17 protein-coding genes are annotated in these 16369 nt (G+C 45.3%); 11 read left to right on the top strand and 6 right to left on the bottom strand.

Going from position 1 to position 16369, the window contains the following annotated elements:
* The 3 genes from JDF658_RS14660 to JDF658_RS10370 all read left to right on the top strand — a co-directional run.
* Positions 1 to 218: hypothetical protein (locus JDF658_RS14660; RefSeq protein ID WP_207651242.1), on the top strand; the 218-nt coding region annotated here is incomplete at its 5' end.
* A 257-nt stretch (positions 219 to 475) separates the two neighbouring features.
* Positions 476 to 703 carry a hypothetical protein gene (locus JDF658_RS14255; RefSeq protein WP_159446619.1) on the top strand — a complete coding sequence of 76 codons (228 nt, stop codon included), beginning with the start codon at positions 476 to 478 and terminating at the stop codon, positions 701 to 703.
* Positions 603 to 1031, top strand: a complete 429-nt coding sequence (locus JDF658_RS10370) for a zinc ribbon domain-containing protein (RefSeq protein ID WP_079907559.1) — start codon at positions 603 to 605, stop codon at positions 1029 to 1031. The genes JDF658_RS14255 and JDF658_RS10370 overlap by 101 nt, the downstream gene beginning before the upstream one ends.
* A gap of 84 nt (positions 1032 to 1115) precedes the next feature.
* Here the strand turns inward: JDF658_RS10370 and gyrA are convergent, their stop codons facing one another.
* The 6 genes from gyrA to dnaA form a co-directional block, all read right to left on the bottom strand.
* Positions 1116 to 3545 carry a DNA gyrase subunit A gene (gene gyrA, locus JDF658_RS10365; RefSeq protein ID WP_079907557.1) on the bottom strand — a complete coding sequence of 810 codons (2430 nt, stop codon included), beginning with the start codon at positions 3543 to 3545 and terminating at the stop codon, positions 1116 to 1118.
* 27 nt (positions 3546 to 3572) lie between these two features.
* The gene (gyrB, locus tag JDF658_RS10360; protein ID WP_079907556.1) at positions 3573 to 5477 is read right to left on the bottom strand and encodes a DNA topoisomerase (ATP-hydrolyzing) subunit B; all 1905 of its coding nucleotides are present in this window, start codon (positions 5475 to 5477) and stop codon (positions 3573 to 3575) included.
* Positions 5478 to 5543: 66 nt separating this feature from the next.
* The gene (remB, locus tag JDF658_RS10355; protein ID WP_078666537.1) at positions 5544 to 5798 is read right to left on the bottom strand and encodes an extracellular matrix regulator RemB; all 255 of its coding nucleotides are present in this window, start codon (positions 5796 to 5798) and stop codon (positions 5544 to 5546) included.
* Complete coding sequence (gene recF / locus JDF658_RS10350; protein ID WP_159073779.1) at positions 5776 to 6897, bottom strand: DNA replication/repair protein RecF; 1122 nt, start codon at positions 6895 to 6897, stop codon at positions 5776 to 5778. Before recF ends, remB begins: the two co-directional genes overlap by 23 nt.
* A 15-nt stretch (positions 6898 to 6912) precedes the next feature.
* Positions 6913 to 8013, bottom strand: coding sequence for a DNA polymerase III subunit beta (gene dnaN, locus JDF658_RS10345; RefSeq protein WP_079907553.1), 1101 nt, complete (start codon positions 8011 to 8013; stop codon positions 6913 to 6915).
* Positions 8014 to 8156: 143 nt separating this feature from the next.
* Positions 8157 to 9491, bottom strand: coding sequence for a chromosomal replication initiator protein DnaA (dnaA, locus tag JDF658_RS10340; protein ID WP_078666540.1), 1335 nt, complete (start codon positions 9489 to 9491; stop codon positions 8157 to 8159).
* Between the two features lie 277 nt (positions 9492 to 9768).
* On the opposite strand from dnaA, the gene rpmH reads away from it, so the two are divergent.
* The 8 genes from rpmH (at position 9769) to rsmG (ending at position 15910) form a co-directional block, all read left to right on the top strand.
* Positions 9769 to 9903, top strand: a complete 135-nt coding sequence (gene rpmH, locus JDF658_RS10335; protein ID WP_078666541.1) for a 50S ribosomal protein L34 — start codon at positions 9769 to 9771, stop codon at positions 9901 to 9903.
* A 91-nt stretch (positions 9904 to 9994) separates the two neighbouring features.
* Positions 9995 to 10336 (top strand): ribonuclease P protein component, encoded by a 342-nt coding sequence (rnpA, locus tag JDF658_RS10330; RefSeq protein ID WP_078666542.1) that lies wholly within the window; start codon positions 9995 to 9997, stop codon positions 10334 to 10336.
* Complete coding sequence (gene yidD / locus JDF658_RS10325; RefSeq protein ID WP_078666543.1) at positions 10333 to 10554, top strand: membrane protein insertion efficiency factor YidD; 222 nt, start codon at positions 10333 to 10335, stop codon at positions 10552 to 10554. The genes rnpA and yidD overlap by 4 nt, the downstream gene beginning before the upstream one ends.
* A gap of 45 nt (positions 10555 to 10599) precedes the next feature.
* Entirely contained in the window at positions 10600 to 11283 is a 684-nt protein-coding gene (locus tag JDF658_RS10320) for a YidC/Oxa1 family membrane protein insertase (RefSeq protein WP_078666547.1), read from the top strand.
* Positions 11246 to 11875 carry an RNA-binding cell elongation regulator Jag/EloR gene (jag, locus tag JDF658_RS10315; protein WP_079907551.1) on the top strand — a complete coding sequence of 210 codons (630 nt, stop codon included), beginning with the start codon at positions 11246 to 11248 and terminating at the stop codon, positions 11873 to 11875. The genes JDF658_RS10320 and jag overlap by 38 nt, the downstream gene beginning before the upstream one ends.
* A gap of 57 nt (positions 11876 to 11932) precedes the next feature.
* Positions 11933 to 13324 (top strand): tRNA uridine-5-carboxymethylaminomethyl(34) synthesis GTPase MnmE, encoded by a 1392-nt coding sequence (gene mnmE / locus JDF658_RS10310; protein ID WP_242946654.1) that lies wholly within the window; start codon positions 11933 to 11935, stop codon positions 13322 to 13324.
* Positions 13325 to 13337: 13 nt separating this feature from the next.
* On the top strand, positions 13338 to 15218 hold the full coding sequence (gene mnmG / locus JDF658_RS10305) for a tRNA uridine-5-carboxymethylaminomethyl(34) synthesis enzyme MnmG (protein ID WP_079907550.1): 1881 nt from the start codon (positions 13338 to 13340) through the stop codon (positions 15216 to 15218).
* Positions 15218 to 15910: a 16S rRNA (guanine(527)-N(7))-methyltransferase RsmG gene (rsmG, locus tag JDF658_RS10300; RefSeq protein WP_078666546.1), complete on the top strand. Its 693-nt coding sequence runs from the start codon at positions 15218 to 15220 to the stop codon at positions 15908 to 15910. The genes mnmG and rsmG overlap by 1 nt, the downstream gene beginning before the upstream one ends.
* Positions 15911 to 16369: the final 459 nt, after the last annotated feature.

Here is a 16369-nt window from a genome sequence, read left to right as displayed (position 1 = left end):
TTTTTACAACATTTGAGGCTGGGGTGAATTTTTCCCTCAGCCTCTTGTTTTGCGCTAAAAACCCTTTCCTATACACCTTTTTCTGGGGTAAATTTATTTTTGACATTTCGCTATCCCTTGGCCTGTCAGGATTATCTGACAGCGCAATTAGCTCTATTTGTTTATTTATTTCTGATCTTCTTCTTCTTTGTTATCCTTTTGATCCTTCTTTACCCTGAGTTGACACTATAACTTAAGCTATTTCCTTTAACTTAAGTTTCATCTCCTTTTTAAAAAAGAATAAGCATTAATTCTATATTTGCTTTATAGAATTAATGCTTTAACGTGAAATTTTTACAAAACCCGGGCTTTCATCCCACGGATTCACCCGTGGGATGAAAGCCCGGCCATTGCATAAATTTGGTATAATATAGCTATGGAATAGAAACATAAGGGGGTGATTGAGCTGGCACGCAAAAAGAAGTGCAGCAACGACATGCCAACGCAGACCCTCACAGCCAGGGCCAAAGTCATCAACCTTTCCGACCAGGACGCTCTGCTCCTGGGCTTGCTGGGTTTTTCCGCCACCAAGCTATGGAATGTAGCCAACCACCACCGGCGCACTGTCTGGAACCATCGTAGTCGGCGAATTAAAAGGTATTCGTGCGGACAGGGACTGGGAAGACGCGGGCAACCAGAAACTCCACGCCTGGCCGTTCAGTAAGATAATAAGCCTGCTCACTTATAAAGCGGCCCTTGCGGGCATCCGGGTGGTCAAGGTGTCGGAGAAGAGCACCAGCACTACCTGCCCGGTGTGCGGTAAAAGGGTCAAGAAAGCCCGCGTGCACCGGGGACTGTTTGTCCACTGCGGTGTCGTACTGAATGCCGATCTGGTAGGCGCATATAATATTTTGCAAAGGTATCTCCGTGAGACCGGTCTAGACCGGTCGGGAGTAGTGGGCGCACTGGCACGCCCTGCGGTCAACCTGTTCGTGTGGAGAAAAACCACACAGTCAGGCCGTGAACAGGGGACGTTCAGACAATCCGCTTAGGTCTGTTCCGGGCAGCCGCGAATTATAAAACCAACCACTTCTAAAAGGGGAACCCCACCCCTTTTAGGGGTGGGAGGATGTCAGTTATTCTTCCTCTTCTTTTACTTTAGCAATCGAAGCCAGTTTTTGCTGTTCCCCAATTTTCATCAACCTGACTCCGGTTGTAGCCCGACCGGCGCGTTTGATCTCATCCACTTTGGTGCGGATCATTATCCCGTCGGTGCTGATGGCCATAATTTCTTCGCCCGGTTTGACTACCATCAGACCTACTATCGGGCCTGATTTATCCGTTACATTAGCGGTTTTAATACCTTTTCCGCCCCGGGATTGTACACGATATTCTGTCAACGGCGTACGCTTGGCAAAACCGTTTTCCGTTACAGTCAACAGCTCACCGCTATCTTCTACCACATCCAGGGCCACCACAGCATCTTCTTTACTCAGGGTAATACCTCTCACCCCTTTGGCTGTTCGGCCCATAGGTCTTACCTCCTCTTCCGAGAAGCGAATGGCCATTCCCAGCCGGGAACCCAGCACGATTTCCGATTTGCCATTGGTTAGCAGAGCCCCAATCAATTCATCATTTTCTTCTATAGTTAAGGCAACTATCCCATCTTTGCGCCCATGTTTATATTCACTTAAATGAGTTTTCTTTATAATTCCTTTTTTGGTAGCTGTCAGTAAGTAGCAGTCTTCATCAAAACTGCGGCAAGGGATAACGGCCTTGATCATTTCCTCGGGTCCGATATTGATTAAATTGATCAAAGCCGTTCCTTTAGCAGTTCTGCCTGCTTCCGGAACTTCGTGTACCTTGAGTCTATAAATTTTCCCGGCATTGGTCAGGAAGAGCAGATAATGATGGGTATTGGCGATAAATAGATGCTCCACAAAATCCTCTTCCTTGGTACCCATAGCGGTAATACCGCGACCGCCCCGTTTCTGACTCTTGTAGATATCAGCCGGCTGCCGTTTGATATAACCATGATGGGTAATTGTGATTACTACATCTTCTTCTTCGATTAGATCTTCAATATCTATCCTGTTATCCTCATTGGTGATAATTGTCCTTCTTTCATCCCCGTATTTCTCTTTAATTACAGTCAGCTCATCCTTGATGATCTCCAGGACCTTTCTTTCATCTGCCAGAACGCTTTTGTAATAAGCTATTTTTTCCAGTAAATCCTTGTATTCATTTTCCAGCTTTTCTCGTTCCAAACCGGTTAGGCGCTGCAGCCGCATATCCAGAATGGCCTGGGCCTGTTTTTCCGACAAAGCGAACTTCTCCATCAAAGCAGTGCGGGCAATTTCCGTTGTCTGGGAAGAACGAATGGTTTTAATTACCGCATCCAGGTTATTGAGAGCAATCCGCAGGCCTTCCACAATATGGGCACGAGCCTCTGCTTTGGCCAGGTCATATCTGGTCCGACGTACGATTACATCTTTTTGGTGTTCCAGGTAGTAGTGCAGGACCTGAGGTAGATTCAGCACTTTCGGCTCACCGTTGACCAGAGCCAGCATGATGATCCCGAAAGTCTCCTGCAGGGATGTATGTTTGTAAAGCTGGTTAAGGATTACATTGGGGTTGACATCCCGGCGCAGCTCGATAATTATGCGCATCCCGGTACGGTCGGATTCGTCCCTGAGGTCAGTAATGCCATCGATTTTCTTCTCTTTTACCAGATCAGCGATTTTTTCAATTAACTTGGCTTTATTGACCTGGAAAGGAATTTCATAGACCACAATCCGCATTTTGCCGTTATTCATTTTTTCGATTCTGGCCTGGGCGCGGATAGTGATAACTCCTCTACCGGTACGGTAGGCTTCCTCAATTCCCCTGGTTCCGAGAATTTTGGCTCCGGTTGGGAAGTCAGGGCCTTTGATGACTTTCATCAATTCCCTGTAATCGGCATTGGGGTTATCGATTAACATAATTACCCCATCGATAACCTCCCGCAGGTTATGGGGTGGGATTTTGGTAGCCATGCCGACTGCGATACCTTCCGAACCATTGACCAGCAGGTTGGGGATTTTGGATGGTAATACTGTCGGCTCTTTTAGCGTATCATCATAGTTAGGGACAAAATCCACCGTTTCCTTTTCAATATCAGCCAGCATTTCCAGGGCGATTTTGGACAGCCTGGCTTCTGTGTAACGCATGGCTGCAGCGGAATCGCCATCAATAGAACCGAAGTTGCCATGGCCGTCTACCAGAGGGTAGCGGGAGTTGAAATCCTGGGCCATCCGTACCATAGCATCATAGACTGCACTATCACCATGAGGGTGATAACGCCCCAGTACGTCCCCGACCAAACGGGCTGACTTTTTGTAGGGTTTGTCCGGGGTCATGTTCAGCTCATACATAGCGTAAAGAATACGCCGATGTACTGGTTTAAGACCATCCCGGACATCCGGAAGAGCCCGACCGACGATAACGCTCATGGCATAATCAATATAAGATTTGCGCATCTCGTCTTCTATGTTGATGGGCAGAATTTTTCCTGCCACTTCACTCATTCCACTTCCATCCCTTCTCTATTTACTTTAGATATCCAGGTTGCGCACTTCTTTAGCATGTTTTTGAATAAATTCCCGTCTGGGCTCCACTTTGTCCCCCATCAGGATGGTGAAAATTTCATCAGCGGCAGCCGCATCCTCCATGGTAACCTGCAGAATGGTGCGGTTTTCCGGATCCATAGTGGTTTCCCACAGCTGTTCGGGATTCATTTCACCCAGACCCTTATAGCGCTGAATGGTAATGCCATCCCGGCCAATTTGACCGAGTAGCCGCTCCAGCTCCTGATCGGAATAGGTGTAATAATGCTCTTTACCTTTTTTAACTAAATATAAGGGTGGCTGGGCTATATAAACATAACCGGCATCAATCAGAGGACGCATGTAACGGTAGAAGAAAGTCAATAACAAAGTGCGAATATGGGAACCGTCCACATCAGCGTCAGTCATGATAATAATTCGGTGATAACGGGCTTTGCTGAGATCAAATTCATCACTGATACCGCAACCAAGGGCAGTGATAATGGCCCGAATTTCCTCATTGGCGAAGATTTTATCCAGACGGGCTTTTTCCACGTTTATAATTTTTCCCCGCAGAGGTAATATAGCCTGGAAGCGCCGGTCCCGACCCTGTTTGGCTGAACCGCCAGCTGAATCCCCTTCTACCAGGTATAACTCACATTCCGCCGGATCCTTGGAAGAACAGTCGGCCAGTTTGCCAGGCAGGGAAGTGGTTTCCAGAGCATTTTTGCGCCTGGTCAATTCGCGGGCCTTTCTGGCCGCTTCCCGGGCCCGGGCTGCATTTACTGCCTTCTCAATAATCTTTCTGGCGATAGCCGGGTTTTCTTCCAGGAAGGTACCCATCCCTTCGGTTACTACCGCATCTACAATCCCTCTTACTTCCGTATTGCCCAGTTTGGTTTTGGTTTGACCCTCAAACTGGGGTTCCTCTACTTTAACACTGATTACGGCTGTTAGCCCTTCCCGGACATCTTCCCCGGTTAAATTGCCTTCGTTTTCCTTCAGAAGGTTGTGTTTACGGGCATAGTCATTAATAATCCTGGTTAAAGCGGTTTTAAAACCGGCTTCATGGGTACCCCCTTCCGGGGTATTAATATTATTGGCAAAAGAAAAAATCCCTTCGGTGTAACCACTGTTATACTGCAAAGCAACCTCTACCTGTACCCGATCCTTGTTGGCAGCAAAATAGATAACCTGGTCATGCAGAGGGTCCTTGTTTTTGTTCAGGTAAACTACAAAGTCTCTGATCCCGCCTTCATGCTGGTAGACTTCCTCTGCCCCGGTGCGCTCATCCTTCAGGGTAATTTTAACCCCTTGATTGAGAAAGGAAAGCTCCCGCAAACGCTGGGCCAGAGTTTCGTAGTTAAATTCCAGTTCCTCAAAAATCAGGTGGTCAGGCTTGAAGCTAATCTGGGTACCGGTATCCTGACATTCCCCTACAACCAGCAAGTCAGTTACAGGTATACCCCGTTCATACCTTTGTTCATGGATTTTCCCATCCCGTTTAACCCTGGCTATCAGCCATTCGGAAAGGGCGTTTACTACAGAAACACCCACACCATGCAAGCCACCGGAAACTTTATAACCACCGCCACCGAATTTGCCACCGGCATGCAGAACCGTCAGTACTACTTCCACTGCCGGTCTACCGGTTTGCGGATGTATATCTACCGGAATACCCCTGCCGTTATCGGTGACAGTTACACTATTGTCTTTGTGAATCACAACCTCCACATTATCACAAAAACCGGCCAGTGCTTCATCAATACTGTTATCTACTACTTCGTAAACCAGGTGGTGCAATCCCTTCGGTCCAGTAGAGCCAATATACATTCCCGGTCTCTTTCTCACCGGCTCCAGACCTTCTAGCACCTGAATTTGACTAGCAGAATAGGTGTTGCTAGCATTTTGCATCTGGTAATACCTCCAACATTTATTAATACCTCCAAAAAATTATTATAACACAAAAACAGTCCCGGGTCATCCAGGACTGTAGCCAGACCGTTTTCTCAAGGTAGCTGAGGAAATCGGCGACAGGTAAATTTTTTTGTTGGTTATGATAAAGCTTTTAATTTTATTTTCCTCCCCTACCAGTTCAATAAATCCTTCTTCTTCAGCAACCTGCAAAAATTCCTGATTGATTTCCGAAAGCTTTTTCTCATCCTTGTGTAAGTCAATAATAGCAATGACCTCTTTCAACGGAATGACTACATCATTGCCCAGGTGCAGAAACATGCATATTACCCCCTTCGATCCTCCAGGAACCCCCTTGTTTTAACAGAGCTGGTGGCAAATCCTTAATGGAAGTAGTAGTAATAATGGTCTGAATCCGTCCGGAAATAGTTTCAACCAGAATTGCTCGCCGTTCCCGATCCAGTTCCGAAAAGACATCATCCAGTAACAATAAAGGGTATTCCCCTATCTCTCCCTTGATATACTCCAGCTCAGCCAGCTTGAGAGCTAAAGCAGAGGTGCGTTGCTGGCCCTGGGAGCCAAAATGCCGCACCGAAAAGCCATTGATTTTGATTTCCAGGTCATCCCGATGGGGTCCGATCAGAGACTGTCCCCGGCGTTTTTCATCTTCCCTTTTGCTTATTAGCCCCTGCCAGAGGGCCTGTTTTATTTCCTTCTGGCTCATTCCTGATAATTCTATAGTTGTAATATATTTTATTTCCAATTCTTCTCGGCCCTGACTTAACCGGCGCTGGATCAACCGGGCTAACGGGTTTAATTTTTTAATAGCCTCCAGACGTAAATAGATGATTACCGACCCCATCTCCGCCAGCTGTTGATTGAGTACCTCCAGCAGGTCCTGGTCAAAGTAGTGCCCTTTTTTGGCTTCTTTAAGTAAATAATTTTTTTGTTTTAATAAATTGACATATTTTTGTAAGGTTAATAGATAAAGGCGATTGGTCTGGGCCAGCTCTGCATCCAGAAAACGGCGGCGTTCCGCTGGTTGTCCTTTAACCAGGGCCAGATGTTCAGGAGCGAACAGCACCACATTGTAATTGCCAATAAAATCACTGGCTTTTTTCTTCACCAGGCCATTGACTTTATAGAGCTTTCTTTTTTGTCCATAAGCCAGTTCAACCAGGAAGGGCCCGCTCTTTTTCTCTCCCTCTACCGCAATCCGGAACCAGGGTTTTTGCCACTGCAAAAGTTCTTGATCATTGCCGCGATAGGAACGGCTAAATGCCCCTACGTAAACAGCTTCCAGTAAATTGGTTTTACCCTGGCCGTTTAGTCCGAAGAGAAAATTCAATTGCGGATGAGGTTCCCATTCCAGCTGCTGATAGTTTCTGAAATTGGTCAATTGAACTTTCCTGATTTGCACCAGCTCACCTCAAATCTACTGCCGCAATGGCAAAAGCAGATACAAATAATTCTCATTTTCCAGCGGGCGAATAATGCCCGGGCTGATGGAGCCTGTTAAATCCATGGTTAATTCTTCACTATCCAAATTGCGCAAAACATCGATGAGATATTTGGTATTAAAAGTGATCTGGGTTTCTTCTCCTTCTAGGTATATGGGAATTTCCTCTTTCAAAGTTCCCACCGAACTGCTGGCAGAATTAACTTCCAGCTGGTACTGTTTAACAATCAATTTAATAGTACTGGTTCCATCCTGGGCCAGCAGGGTTGCCCGTTCGGCTGTTTCCAGCAATTCTCTGGTTTTAACACGAAGTCTTGATTTCCATTGGCTGGGAATTACCTGTTTATAAGCCGGGAATTGTCCTTCTATCAAGCGAGAAAACATAATAATGTTGGGCAATTGAATGGCCAGCTGATTCTGGCTGAAGGACAGTTTTACCTCTTCCTCTTCAGGTAACAGACGCAATAATTCATTCATGGTTTTACCGGGAACAATTGCAGAAAACTCTTCCACATTGCCCTGGGACCATTTACCTTTCCGCAGCGCTAAACGATGGGTATCAGTAGCTACCAGGGTCAAATTGTCCTGGTAACAATCAAAAAGGATGCCCTGAAAAACCGGGCGGTTATTTTCTACTCCAACAGCGAATATAACCTGCTTTAACATCTGTCTCAGTAATTCCGAGCGAATGGAAAAGACTTTATCGGCTTCAATCTGTGGTATCAAAGGATAGGCTTGCGGATCATAGCCATTGAGCTTGAGCTGGGAATTGCCATACATCACTGTCAGCTGATGGCTCAGTTCATCTACCTTGATTTCAATTTTGGTATCAGGCAGTTTCCTGACCATTTCGGTAAAGTACCTGGCCGGCACCACAACTGCCCCGGAAGTAATAGTTGTGATATTGATAGTAGCTTGAATGGCGATTTCCAGATCAGTAGCAGAAAAAATCAATTTATCATCCACTGTTTCCAGTTTAATACCAGACAAAATTGGCATGGTGGTCTTTGAGGCCACTGCCCGCTGGACTGCAGATACCCCCTGCAGTAATGCTTCACGGCTTGTATAAATATGCATACTGTTGTTGTCCTCCCCATATCATTGTTATCTAATAAAATAAGGAGTAATAGTAGTAGGTGGCGTGAATATGTGGATAAGTCCATTAGTCCTTGATTTTACCGAAAAAAGTTATGCTGTATGGGCTGTGGATAACCTGTAAACTAATTCTGCAAACGACTGATTAATTCCTGCACAATCCCTTTAACTTCTGCATCGGTGTTGATATCATTGGCGATTTTTTCACAGGCATGCAAAACAGTAGTATGGTCTCGACCGCCAAACTCTTCCCCGATTTTGGGTAAGGAAGCATCGGTAAGTTCCCGGCTTAAATACATAGCGATTTGCCGGGGATAAGCAACGGTTCTGGTTCTTTTTTTGGCTTTAAATTCTTCTACTTTTAAATTAAAGTAATCAGCAACTATTTGTTGAATAAGTTCTATTGAAATCTGGCGCGGCCTGCTCTCTGGCAGCAAATCTTTCAGGGCCTCAGAAGCCAGCTCAATGGTAATTTCACCGCTTTTCATGGTAGCATAGGCGATTACCCGGTTTAAAGCTCCTTCCAGCTCGCGGATGTTGGACTGGATTTTGGTGGCGATAAATTGCATCACTTCATCGGAGACATTCAGGTTTTCCATTTGGGCTTTCTTGCGTAAAATAGCGATTCTGGTTTCCAGATCCGGGGGCTGGATATCGGTAATCAGGCCCCATTCAAACCGGGAGCGCAATCTATCTTCCAGAGTGGGAATTTCCTTGGGGGGCCGGTCACTGGAGATAATAATCTGTTTATTGGCACCATGCAGGGCATTGAAAGTATGGAAGAATTCCTCCTGGGTTCGCTCTTTCCCGGCCAGGAACTGAATATCGTCAATTAAAAGAATATCGATACTGCGGTAGCGGTTACGGAATTCTTCCGTATTATCATCTTTAATGGCATTGATCAGTTCATTGGTAAATTTCTCGGAAGATACATACATGACCATGGTGCCCGGATTATGTTCCAGAATATAATGGCCGATGGCATGCATTAGGTGGGTTTTGCCCAGTCCTACTCCCCCGTAAATAAATAAAGGGTTATAAGCTTTGGCCGGAGCTTCAGCTACCGCCAAAGCAGCGGCATGGGCAAAGCGGTTACTGTTGCCGACCACAAAAGTATCAAAAGTATATTTGGGGTTTAACTGGGGAATTTGTAGTTCATCGGGCAGTTTTTTGACAGGGCTTTCGGGTTCTTCGATATTTTCGGTCCGCTCATTTACGACCACAAAACGGACCTGAACGGGATAGCCCAGCAAAAAACTTATGGTTTCATTAATTAAATCGGAATAGCGGCTTTCCAGCCAGTCGCGGGCAAAGACATTGGGAACACCTATTAAAGCTACATTATTGCGAAGATCGATGGGAGTAGTAGATTTTAACCAGGTTTCAAAGGAAGGTTTGGATACTTCTTTAGCGATAATTGCTAGTACTTCGTTCCACAGTTGTGGAAAATCGTGAGCCATTTAAATACCTCCCCGGGAATTTATCCACAATAAATATCAACAAAATTATACACATATCCACAAAGTTATCCACAGAATGTGCATAAACAATAATAGCAGATTTTGCGCAGCCTGACAATCAATTTTCCACAATATTAACAGCCTGTGCAAAAGCTTGTCCACTAATTATCCACAAGTTACTAACAGAGTTATTAAATCCTTGACTTCACCGAATGATTTGATTATAATTCTTGTGGGATTGTGTCTTTTTCAGCATTTCGGCAAGGAGGTGTGTGCTGTGAAACGGACTTATCAACCCAAAAAGCGCTATGTGAAAAAAGTGCACGGGTTTTTGAAAAGAATGTCCACCAAAGCCGGGCGGAATGTCTTGAAACGGCGTCGCATGAAGGGCAGAAAAAGATTAACTCCGTAGTTTAAGGCCGCTTAGGTGGCCTTTTCAATCTATTTAGGCAGAATTTTTTGTCGGCAGATGGCAAATAATAGCACCGGGAGGCCGCTGAAAGATGTCTAAACAGCTGGTGAAAATTAAAAAAAACCGGGAAATCCGGGAAGTATATAGTAAAGGCAAGTCATTTGCTAACCGGCAGCTGGTGCTTTATGTGGCAGGACCAAATCAATCAGGCCGTACCCGGTTTGCTTTCGTAGTCAGTAAAAAACTAGGGAAAGCTCATGTGAGAAATAAAGTGCGCAGACGTTTGCGGGAAATATGCCGATTGGATGCGAAAAATATTGCGGAAGGATATGATCTGGTAATAATCGCCCGACAGGGGGCGCTGGAGGCTGATTACTGGAAATTACGCAATGCGGTCCGTCATTTGCTGAAAAGAGCAGGGTTGATGTCATGAAGAAATTTGCAGTGAAGATAATCATCCGGCTAATTCGATTTTATCAGAAATATCTATCTCCCCTCAAGGGTCCTACTTGCCGTTTTTATCCTTCCTGTTCACAATATAGCATCGAAGCTCTTGCAAAGTACGGATTATGGCGTGGGGGACTGATGGCCGCCAAACGCATTCTTTCATGTCATCCATGGCATCCGGGAGGCTATGACCCGGTAGAATAGCCAGGGGGTTAGGAGGGAAAAAATTTGCAATTTCTAACTAATTTCATGAATTCATTGCTGAACTGGTTTTATCAATTGACAGTTCAAATCGGTTGGCCCAGTTATGGACTGGCAATAATTATTTTTACCATATTAATTAAAGTATTACTTTATCCTCTCACTTTAAAACAAATGAAATCCATTAAAATGACCCAGCTGTTACAGCCTAAGGTTAAAGAAATTCAGGAAAAATACAAAAATGACCCCCAGAAAGCTCAAATTGCCATAATGGAATTATACAAGGAACACGGTGCCAATCCTCTGGCTGGCTGTTTACCGATTTTGATTCAAATGCCAATTTTTATTGCCCTGTACAATGCCTTGCGGAATTTTAAATATCTCAATGCAGCTCATGCTAATTTTCTCTGGGTGCACCTCAGCAGCAAAGACCCCTATTATATACTGCCCATCATTGCAGCAGCGGCCACTTTTGTCCAGCAAAAAATGAGTATGGCGATGAATACATCCACTGATCCGGCCCAGGAAAGCATGCAGAAGACCATGCTCTATGTCATGCCCTTGATGTTTGGCTGGTTCGCCAGTCAGGTACCTTCAGGGCTGGCGTTATATTGGGTAGTGTTTAACCTGGTGGGAATTGTTCAGCAGTATTTTATCAATCGGCAGACTGTGGTATTAAAGGAGGACTCCGTCGGTGAGGAAAGAGTGCGTCAAAAGCGGAAAAACCGTTGAGGAAGCTATTGCCGCCTGTCTGGCTGAATTAAAGGTGGATCGCTCTCAGGTACAGGTGGAAGTATTGCAGGAACCCAGTAAAGGATTTATGGGGCTGTTCAGTAAACCGGCACAGGTAAAAGTAATTTATATTGAAACACCGGTTAACCGGGCGGTCAGCTTCCTGAAGAGCGTTTGTCAGAAATTAGGCTTAAACGTGGAGATTGAGGCTGATGTACAGGGGGAATATGTAACTCTCAATATTACTGGTGAAGATAAAGAAGCCCTGGGTGTATTGATCGGCAGAAGAGGGGATACTCTGGATGCTTTACAATATCTGGTTAACCTGGTGGCCAATAAACAGGCTGATGATCGGCAGAAATTTGTTCTGGATGTAGAAGGTTATCGCAAACGCAGGGAACAGACTTTACAGCGTTTAGCCCTTAAAATGGCGGAAAAAGTCAAGAGATATGGTAAAGAAATCGCTTTAGAACCGATGAGTCCCCAGGAACGGCGTATAATACATACCACACTGCAAAATCATAAATATGTCTATACCACCAGTGAAGGGGAAGAGCCTTACCGTAAAATTGTAATATTTCCTAAAAAATAGTATTTTAAACCCAGTAATTCAAATTACTGGGTTTTTAACTAACCTGGAGGGATAATTTTGGTCAATTTGGAAGATACCATTGCGGCAATAGCTACTGCCCCAGGAGAAGGTGGCATTGGTATTATTCGAGTTAGTGGAGGAGAAGCAAAAAAAATTGTGGATAACTTATTTGTTTCACCGAAGGGGAAAAAAGTTATCCACATGGTTCCTTATCAAATGCTGTACGGTTATATTGTGGATAAAACCGATGGGGCGATGGTAGATGAAGTTTTGGTTGCTTTCATGCAGCGTCCTCATAGCTTTACTGGCGAAGATGTAGTGGAAATCCACAGCCATGGTGGCATGGTAGTTTTGCAGAAAATCCTGGGCCTAGTTTTGAAGGAAGGGGCTCGTCTTGCTGAACCAGGGGAATTCACCAAAAGGGCCTTTATTAATGGCAGAATTGATTTATCCCAGGCGGAAGCAGTAATTGATTTAATCAGAGCGCAGACCGATGCTGCTGCCAAAGTGGCGGCCAATCAGCTGCAGGGGAAGTTAAAGCAACACATTATGGAAATCCGGCAGCAATTATTGCAAGTACTGGCCTATCTGGAAGCGGAAATTGATTTCCCTGATGAGGATATTGAACATTTAACCGGGATCCAGCTAGCAAATAGATTAACACAGATTAGAGAGAGATTAAATGATTTGCTGGCCAGAAGCCGCCAGGGCAAAATTTTACGGGAAGGAATCCGGGTGGTAATAGCCGGAAAACCAAATGTAGGTAAATCCAGTTTATTAAATGCCCTGTTAAGAGACCGCAGGGCCATTGTAACCGATATCCCTGGTACCACCAGAGATGTGATTGAGGAAGTGTTGAACCTGGGCGGAGTGCCGGTGCGGCTGGTGGATACTGCCGGGATCAGAGAGACTAAAGACCTGGTAGAGCAACTGGGAGTGGAAAAAAGCAAGGAGTGGCTGGAAAAAGCAGATGTTGTTTTATTTGTAATCAACAGCGCTACCGGTTTTAACATTGAAGATGCGGAAATTGCCCGTCTATTATCTTCCCGGCATCAGGTTTTATTGATTATTAATAAGCAAGACTTGAAACCGGAATATAAAGGGGAGGACTTGCCCGAGGAATTGCAGCACTGGCCCCGGGTTTATACCAGTCTTTTGCAGGAAGAGGATACCCGTAAAGTGGAACAGGCTCTGCTGGATTTAATCTGGCAGGGAAAAGTGGTACCCAGCCAGGAACTTTTCCTCAGTAATCAGCGCCATATTTCCGCCCTGGAAAAAGCAGCCGGCCAGCTGGAATCGGCTCTAGCAGCTTATCAAGCCGGGATGCCGGCAGACTATTTGTCCATCGATATCAGAGGTGCCTGGGAAACCCTGGGGGAAATTAGCGGAGAAACTGTAGGGGAAGATTTGCTGGATTTGATTTTCTCCCAGTTTTGTATCGGCAAATAGGGATGGTGAAAGTATGTATCGAGCAGGGGAATATGATGTAATTGTGGTTGGAGCCGGTCATGCCGGCTGTGAGGCAGCCCTGGCTGCCGCCCGCATGGGTTGTAAAACTTTGATCATTACCTTGAATCTGGATAATGTGGCTTTAATGCCTTGTAACCCTGCCGTCGGAGGACCGGCCAAAAGCCATCTGGTCAAGGAAATCGATGCTCTTGGAGGCCAAATGGGGCTGGTAACTGACTTGACAGCTATTCAGATGCGTATGCTCAATACCGGTAAAGGACCAGCCGTTTATGCTTTACGGGCTCAAGTAGATAAGAAACAATATCAGAAATCTATGTTACAGGTACTGGAAAACCAGCCGGGGCTGGATATCAAGCAGGCTCTGGTAGAAGAAATACTGGTGGAAGGCGAAAGAGTTAAGGGGATCAAAACTGTGACCGGGGCCTTTTTTGCTGCCCGGGCGGTGGTTTTGACTACCGGTACTTATTTGCGGGGGAGAATTATCATCGGCGATACGGTTTATGAAGGGGGGCCCAATAGTCAGCTGGCTGCTTACAGCTTAACCGATTCCCTGCGCAATTTGGGGATAGAACTGGGCCGTTTCAAAACCGGTACACCTCCGCGCATACACCGGCGGACGGTGGATTTCAGCAAAATGATAGAACAGCCAGGGGATGAGCGGCTCTGGAATTTTTCCTTTATTTCGCCGGTAACGGAAAGGGAACAATTGAGTTGCTGGTTGACCTATACTTCAGAAAAAACCCATGAAGTGATTCGCAACAATTTGCATCGCTCTCCCTTATATAGTGGCATTATTGAAGGAGTGGGTCCCAGATATTGTCCCTCAATTGAAGATAAAGTGGTGCGTTTTGCTGACAAACCTGCCCATCAGATTTTTATCGAACCAGAAGGCAGAAATACAGAAGAAATGTATGTCCAGGGCTTTTCCACCAGTTTGCCGGAAGATGTGCAGATCGAAATGCTGCATACTATCCCAGGTCTGGAACGGGCTGAAATTATGCGTCCCGGATATGCCATTGAATATGATTATGTCGTACCAACTCAGCTTAGCCCGGCTCTGGAGGTTAAACATATCCGGGGGCTCTTCTGTGGCGGGCAGATTAATGGTACCTCCGGTTATGAAGAGGCAGCGGCCCAGGGACTCATGGCCGGGATCAATGCGGCTCTCTCCGTCAAGGGGCAGGAACCTTTGATTTTAAAACGTTCTGAGGCCTATATCGGTGTCTTGATCGATGACCTGGTAACAAAAGGGACCAATGAACCTTATCGCATGTTAACTTCCCGGGCTGAATACCGGTTATTATTGCGCCAGGATAATGCTGACCTGAGATTAACAGAAACAGGCCGTAAAATCGGTCTGGTGGACGATTACCGCTGGCAGCGTTTTTGTGAAAAGCGGGAACAGGTGGAAAAAGTTAAATCAGAATTAGAGAATATGATAATTACTCCTAAAGAAGAGATTCAGGAAAAACTGGCTGCTTTAAACAGCGCTCCTTTGCGTTCTGGTTTAAGTCTGGCGGAGCTTTTGAAAAGGCCGGAAATCATTTTTGCTAATTTAGGGCTTTTTGGTTATGAAGTAGAAGGGGTTCCGGTTGAAGTAGCAGAACAGGTGGAAATTCAAATCAAGTACCAGGGTTATATTGAAAAACAAATGGAGCAGGTGGAGAGGTTTAATAAACTGGAAAATAAAATATTGCCCGATGATATCGATTACGAAGAAATTCGGGGCCTTTCCGCTGAAGCCCGTCAGAAGTTGAGCAAAATCAGACCTCGTTCTGTAGGTCAGGCTGCTCGTATTTCCGGGGTGTCACCGGCCGATATTTCAATCTTACTGGTTCATCTGGAACAGAGAAAAAGGGTGTTGAATAATTGATGAAAGAAATATTATTAAACTGGTTTTCTCCCGCTGTGACGGAACAACTGGCCAGATATGCCCAATTGCTGGTAGAGTGGAATGAAAAAATCAATTTAACTGCTATCACTGAAGAGAAAGAGATAGCTGTTAAACACTTTTATGATTGCATTTATCCTGCCCGGTTTTTAGATTTAACTCCGGGGTTGAAAGTAATCGATGTTGGCACTGGAGCAGGGTTTCCGGGGCTGGCCCTTAAAATTGCCTATCCGGAATTACAGGTAACCCTGCTGGATTCTTTGCAGAAAAGGACTATTTTTCTGCAGACAGTGATTGATGAGCTGGGGTTAAAGGGGATTGAGGTAATCCATGGCCGGGCGGAGGAAGTGGCCAGGCAAAAGGGCCAGCGGGAAAAATATGATCTGGCGGTATCGAGAGCAGTAGCTGCTTTACCAGTGTTGTTGGAATATACGGCTCCTTTTGTTAAGGTAGGTGGCAGGATTGCGGCCTGGAAGGGACCTAACTTGCTGGAAGAGAAAGAGAGTGCTCACAAGGCCCTGGTGGTTTTGGGTGCAGACTGGTTAACTCAATATGATTATGAATTACCCTTTGCTATGGGGAAAAGGGCACTGGGAGTAATGCAGAAAATCAGCTCTACCCCTGGCACCTATCCACGTAAGGCAGGTACTCCTGAAAAGCGACCCATCCAGTAGCATAATCGTATTGAGGAAGGCTCTTTGCATGCTTGTTAGCAAAGAGCCTTAATTTTTAAAAGCCGCCCAAAATATTGAAAGAAGGAATTATTGTTACCTAACAATTTATAAGGACCAAATAGTTTTAAATCTATCACTTTCATTTTTTCCCTCCACCGTTTATATTCTAGTTATAGGATACCATACAATCGACTAATACGAAGAATATATATTATTTTTTAACCCTTTGATCTGCAGGAAGTATGATTTTTACGTTGAATTTAAGGGAGTGGAGGTATGCAGCAGCTTCAGAAAACTAGACTATAATTGATTGTATTTAAAAACTGAGTCAGAAGCGGTTGCTCTTTATGCCCGGGTATCAGCAAAGTCCGGCAGGGTTTCGGGGAGCTGATCAGGAATGCCAGAGAAACACGAGAAGAACAAATTTAGCATAACTGTGTGCGGGGAGTTTTTTCCGGA

The organism is Carboxydocella sp. JDF658, assembly GCF_002049395.1.
GTDB lineage: Bacteria > Bacillota.
Note: the sequence above shows the minus strand (reverse complement) of the source record. Positions and strands in the feature narration are given on the sequence as shown.

Coding starts and splice junctions, on each gene's coding strand:
- JDF658_RS14255 (WP_159446619.1), top strand. CDS start 476: ATGCCAACGCAGACCCTCACAGCCAGGGCCAAAGTCATCAACCTTTCC.
- gyrA (WP_079907557.1), bottom strand. CDS start 3,545: ATGAGTGAAGTGGCAGGAAAAATTCTGCCCATCAACATAGAAGACGAG.
- gyrB (WP_079907556.1), bottom strand. CDS start 5,477: ATGCAAAATGCTAGCAACACCTATTCTGCTAGTCAAATTCAGGTGCTA.
- remB (WP_078666537.1), bottom strand. CDS start 5,798: ATGTTTCTGCACCTGGGCAATGATGTAGTCATTCCGTTGAAAGAGGTC.
- dnaN (WP_079907553.1), bottom strand. CDS start 8,013: ATGCATATTTATACAAGCCGTGAAGCATTACTGCAGGGGGTATCTGCA.
- dnaA (WP_078666540.1), bottom strand. CDS start 9,491: ATGGCTCACGATTTTCCACAACTGTGGAACGAAGTACTAGCAATTATC.
- rnpA (WP_078666542.1), top strand. CDS start 9,995: ATGTCTAAACAGCTGGTGAAAATTAAAAAAAACCGGGAAATCCGGGAA.
- yidD (WP_078666543.1), top strand. CDS start 10,333: ATGAAGAAATTTGCAGTGAAGATAATCATCCGGCTAATTCGATTTTAT.
- JDF658_RS10320 (WP_078666547.1), top strand. CDS start 10,600: ATGAATTCATTGCTGAACTGGTTTTATCAATTGACAGTTCAAATCGGT.
- mnmG (WP_079907550.1), top strand. CDS start 13,338: ATGTATCGAGCAGGGGAATATGATGTAATTGTGGTTGGAGCCGGTCAT.
- rsmG (WP_078666546.1), top strand. CDS start 15,218: ATGAAAGAAATATTATTAAACTGGTTTTCTCCCGCTGTGACGGAACAA.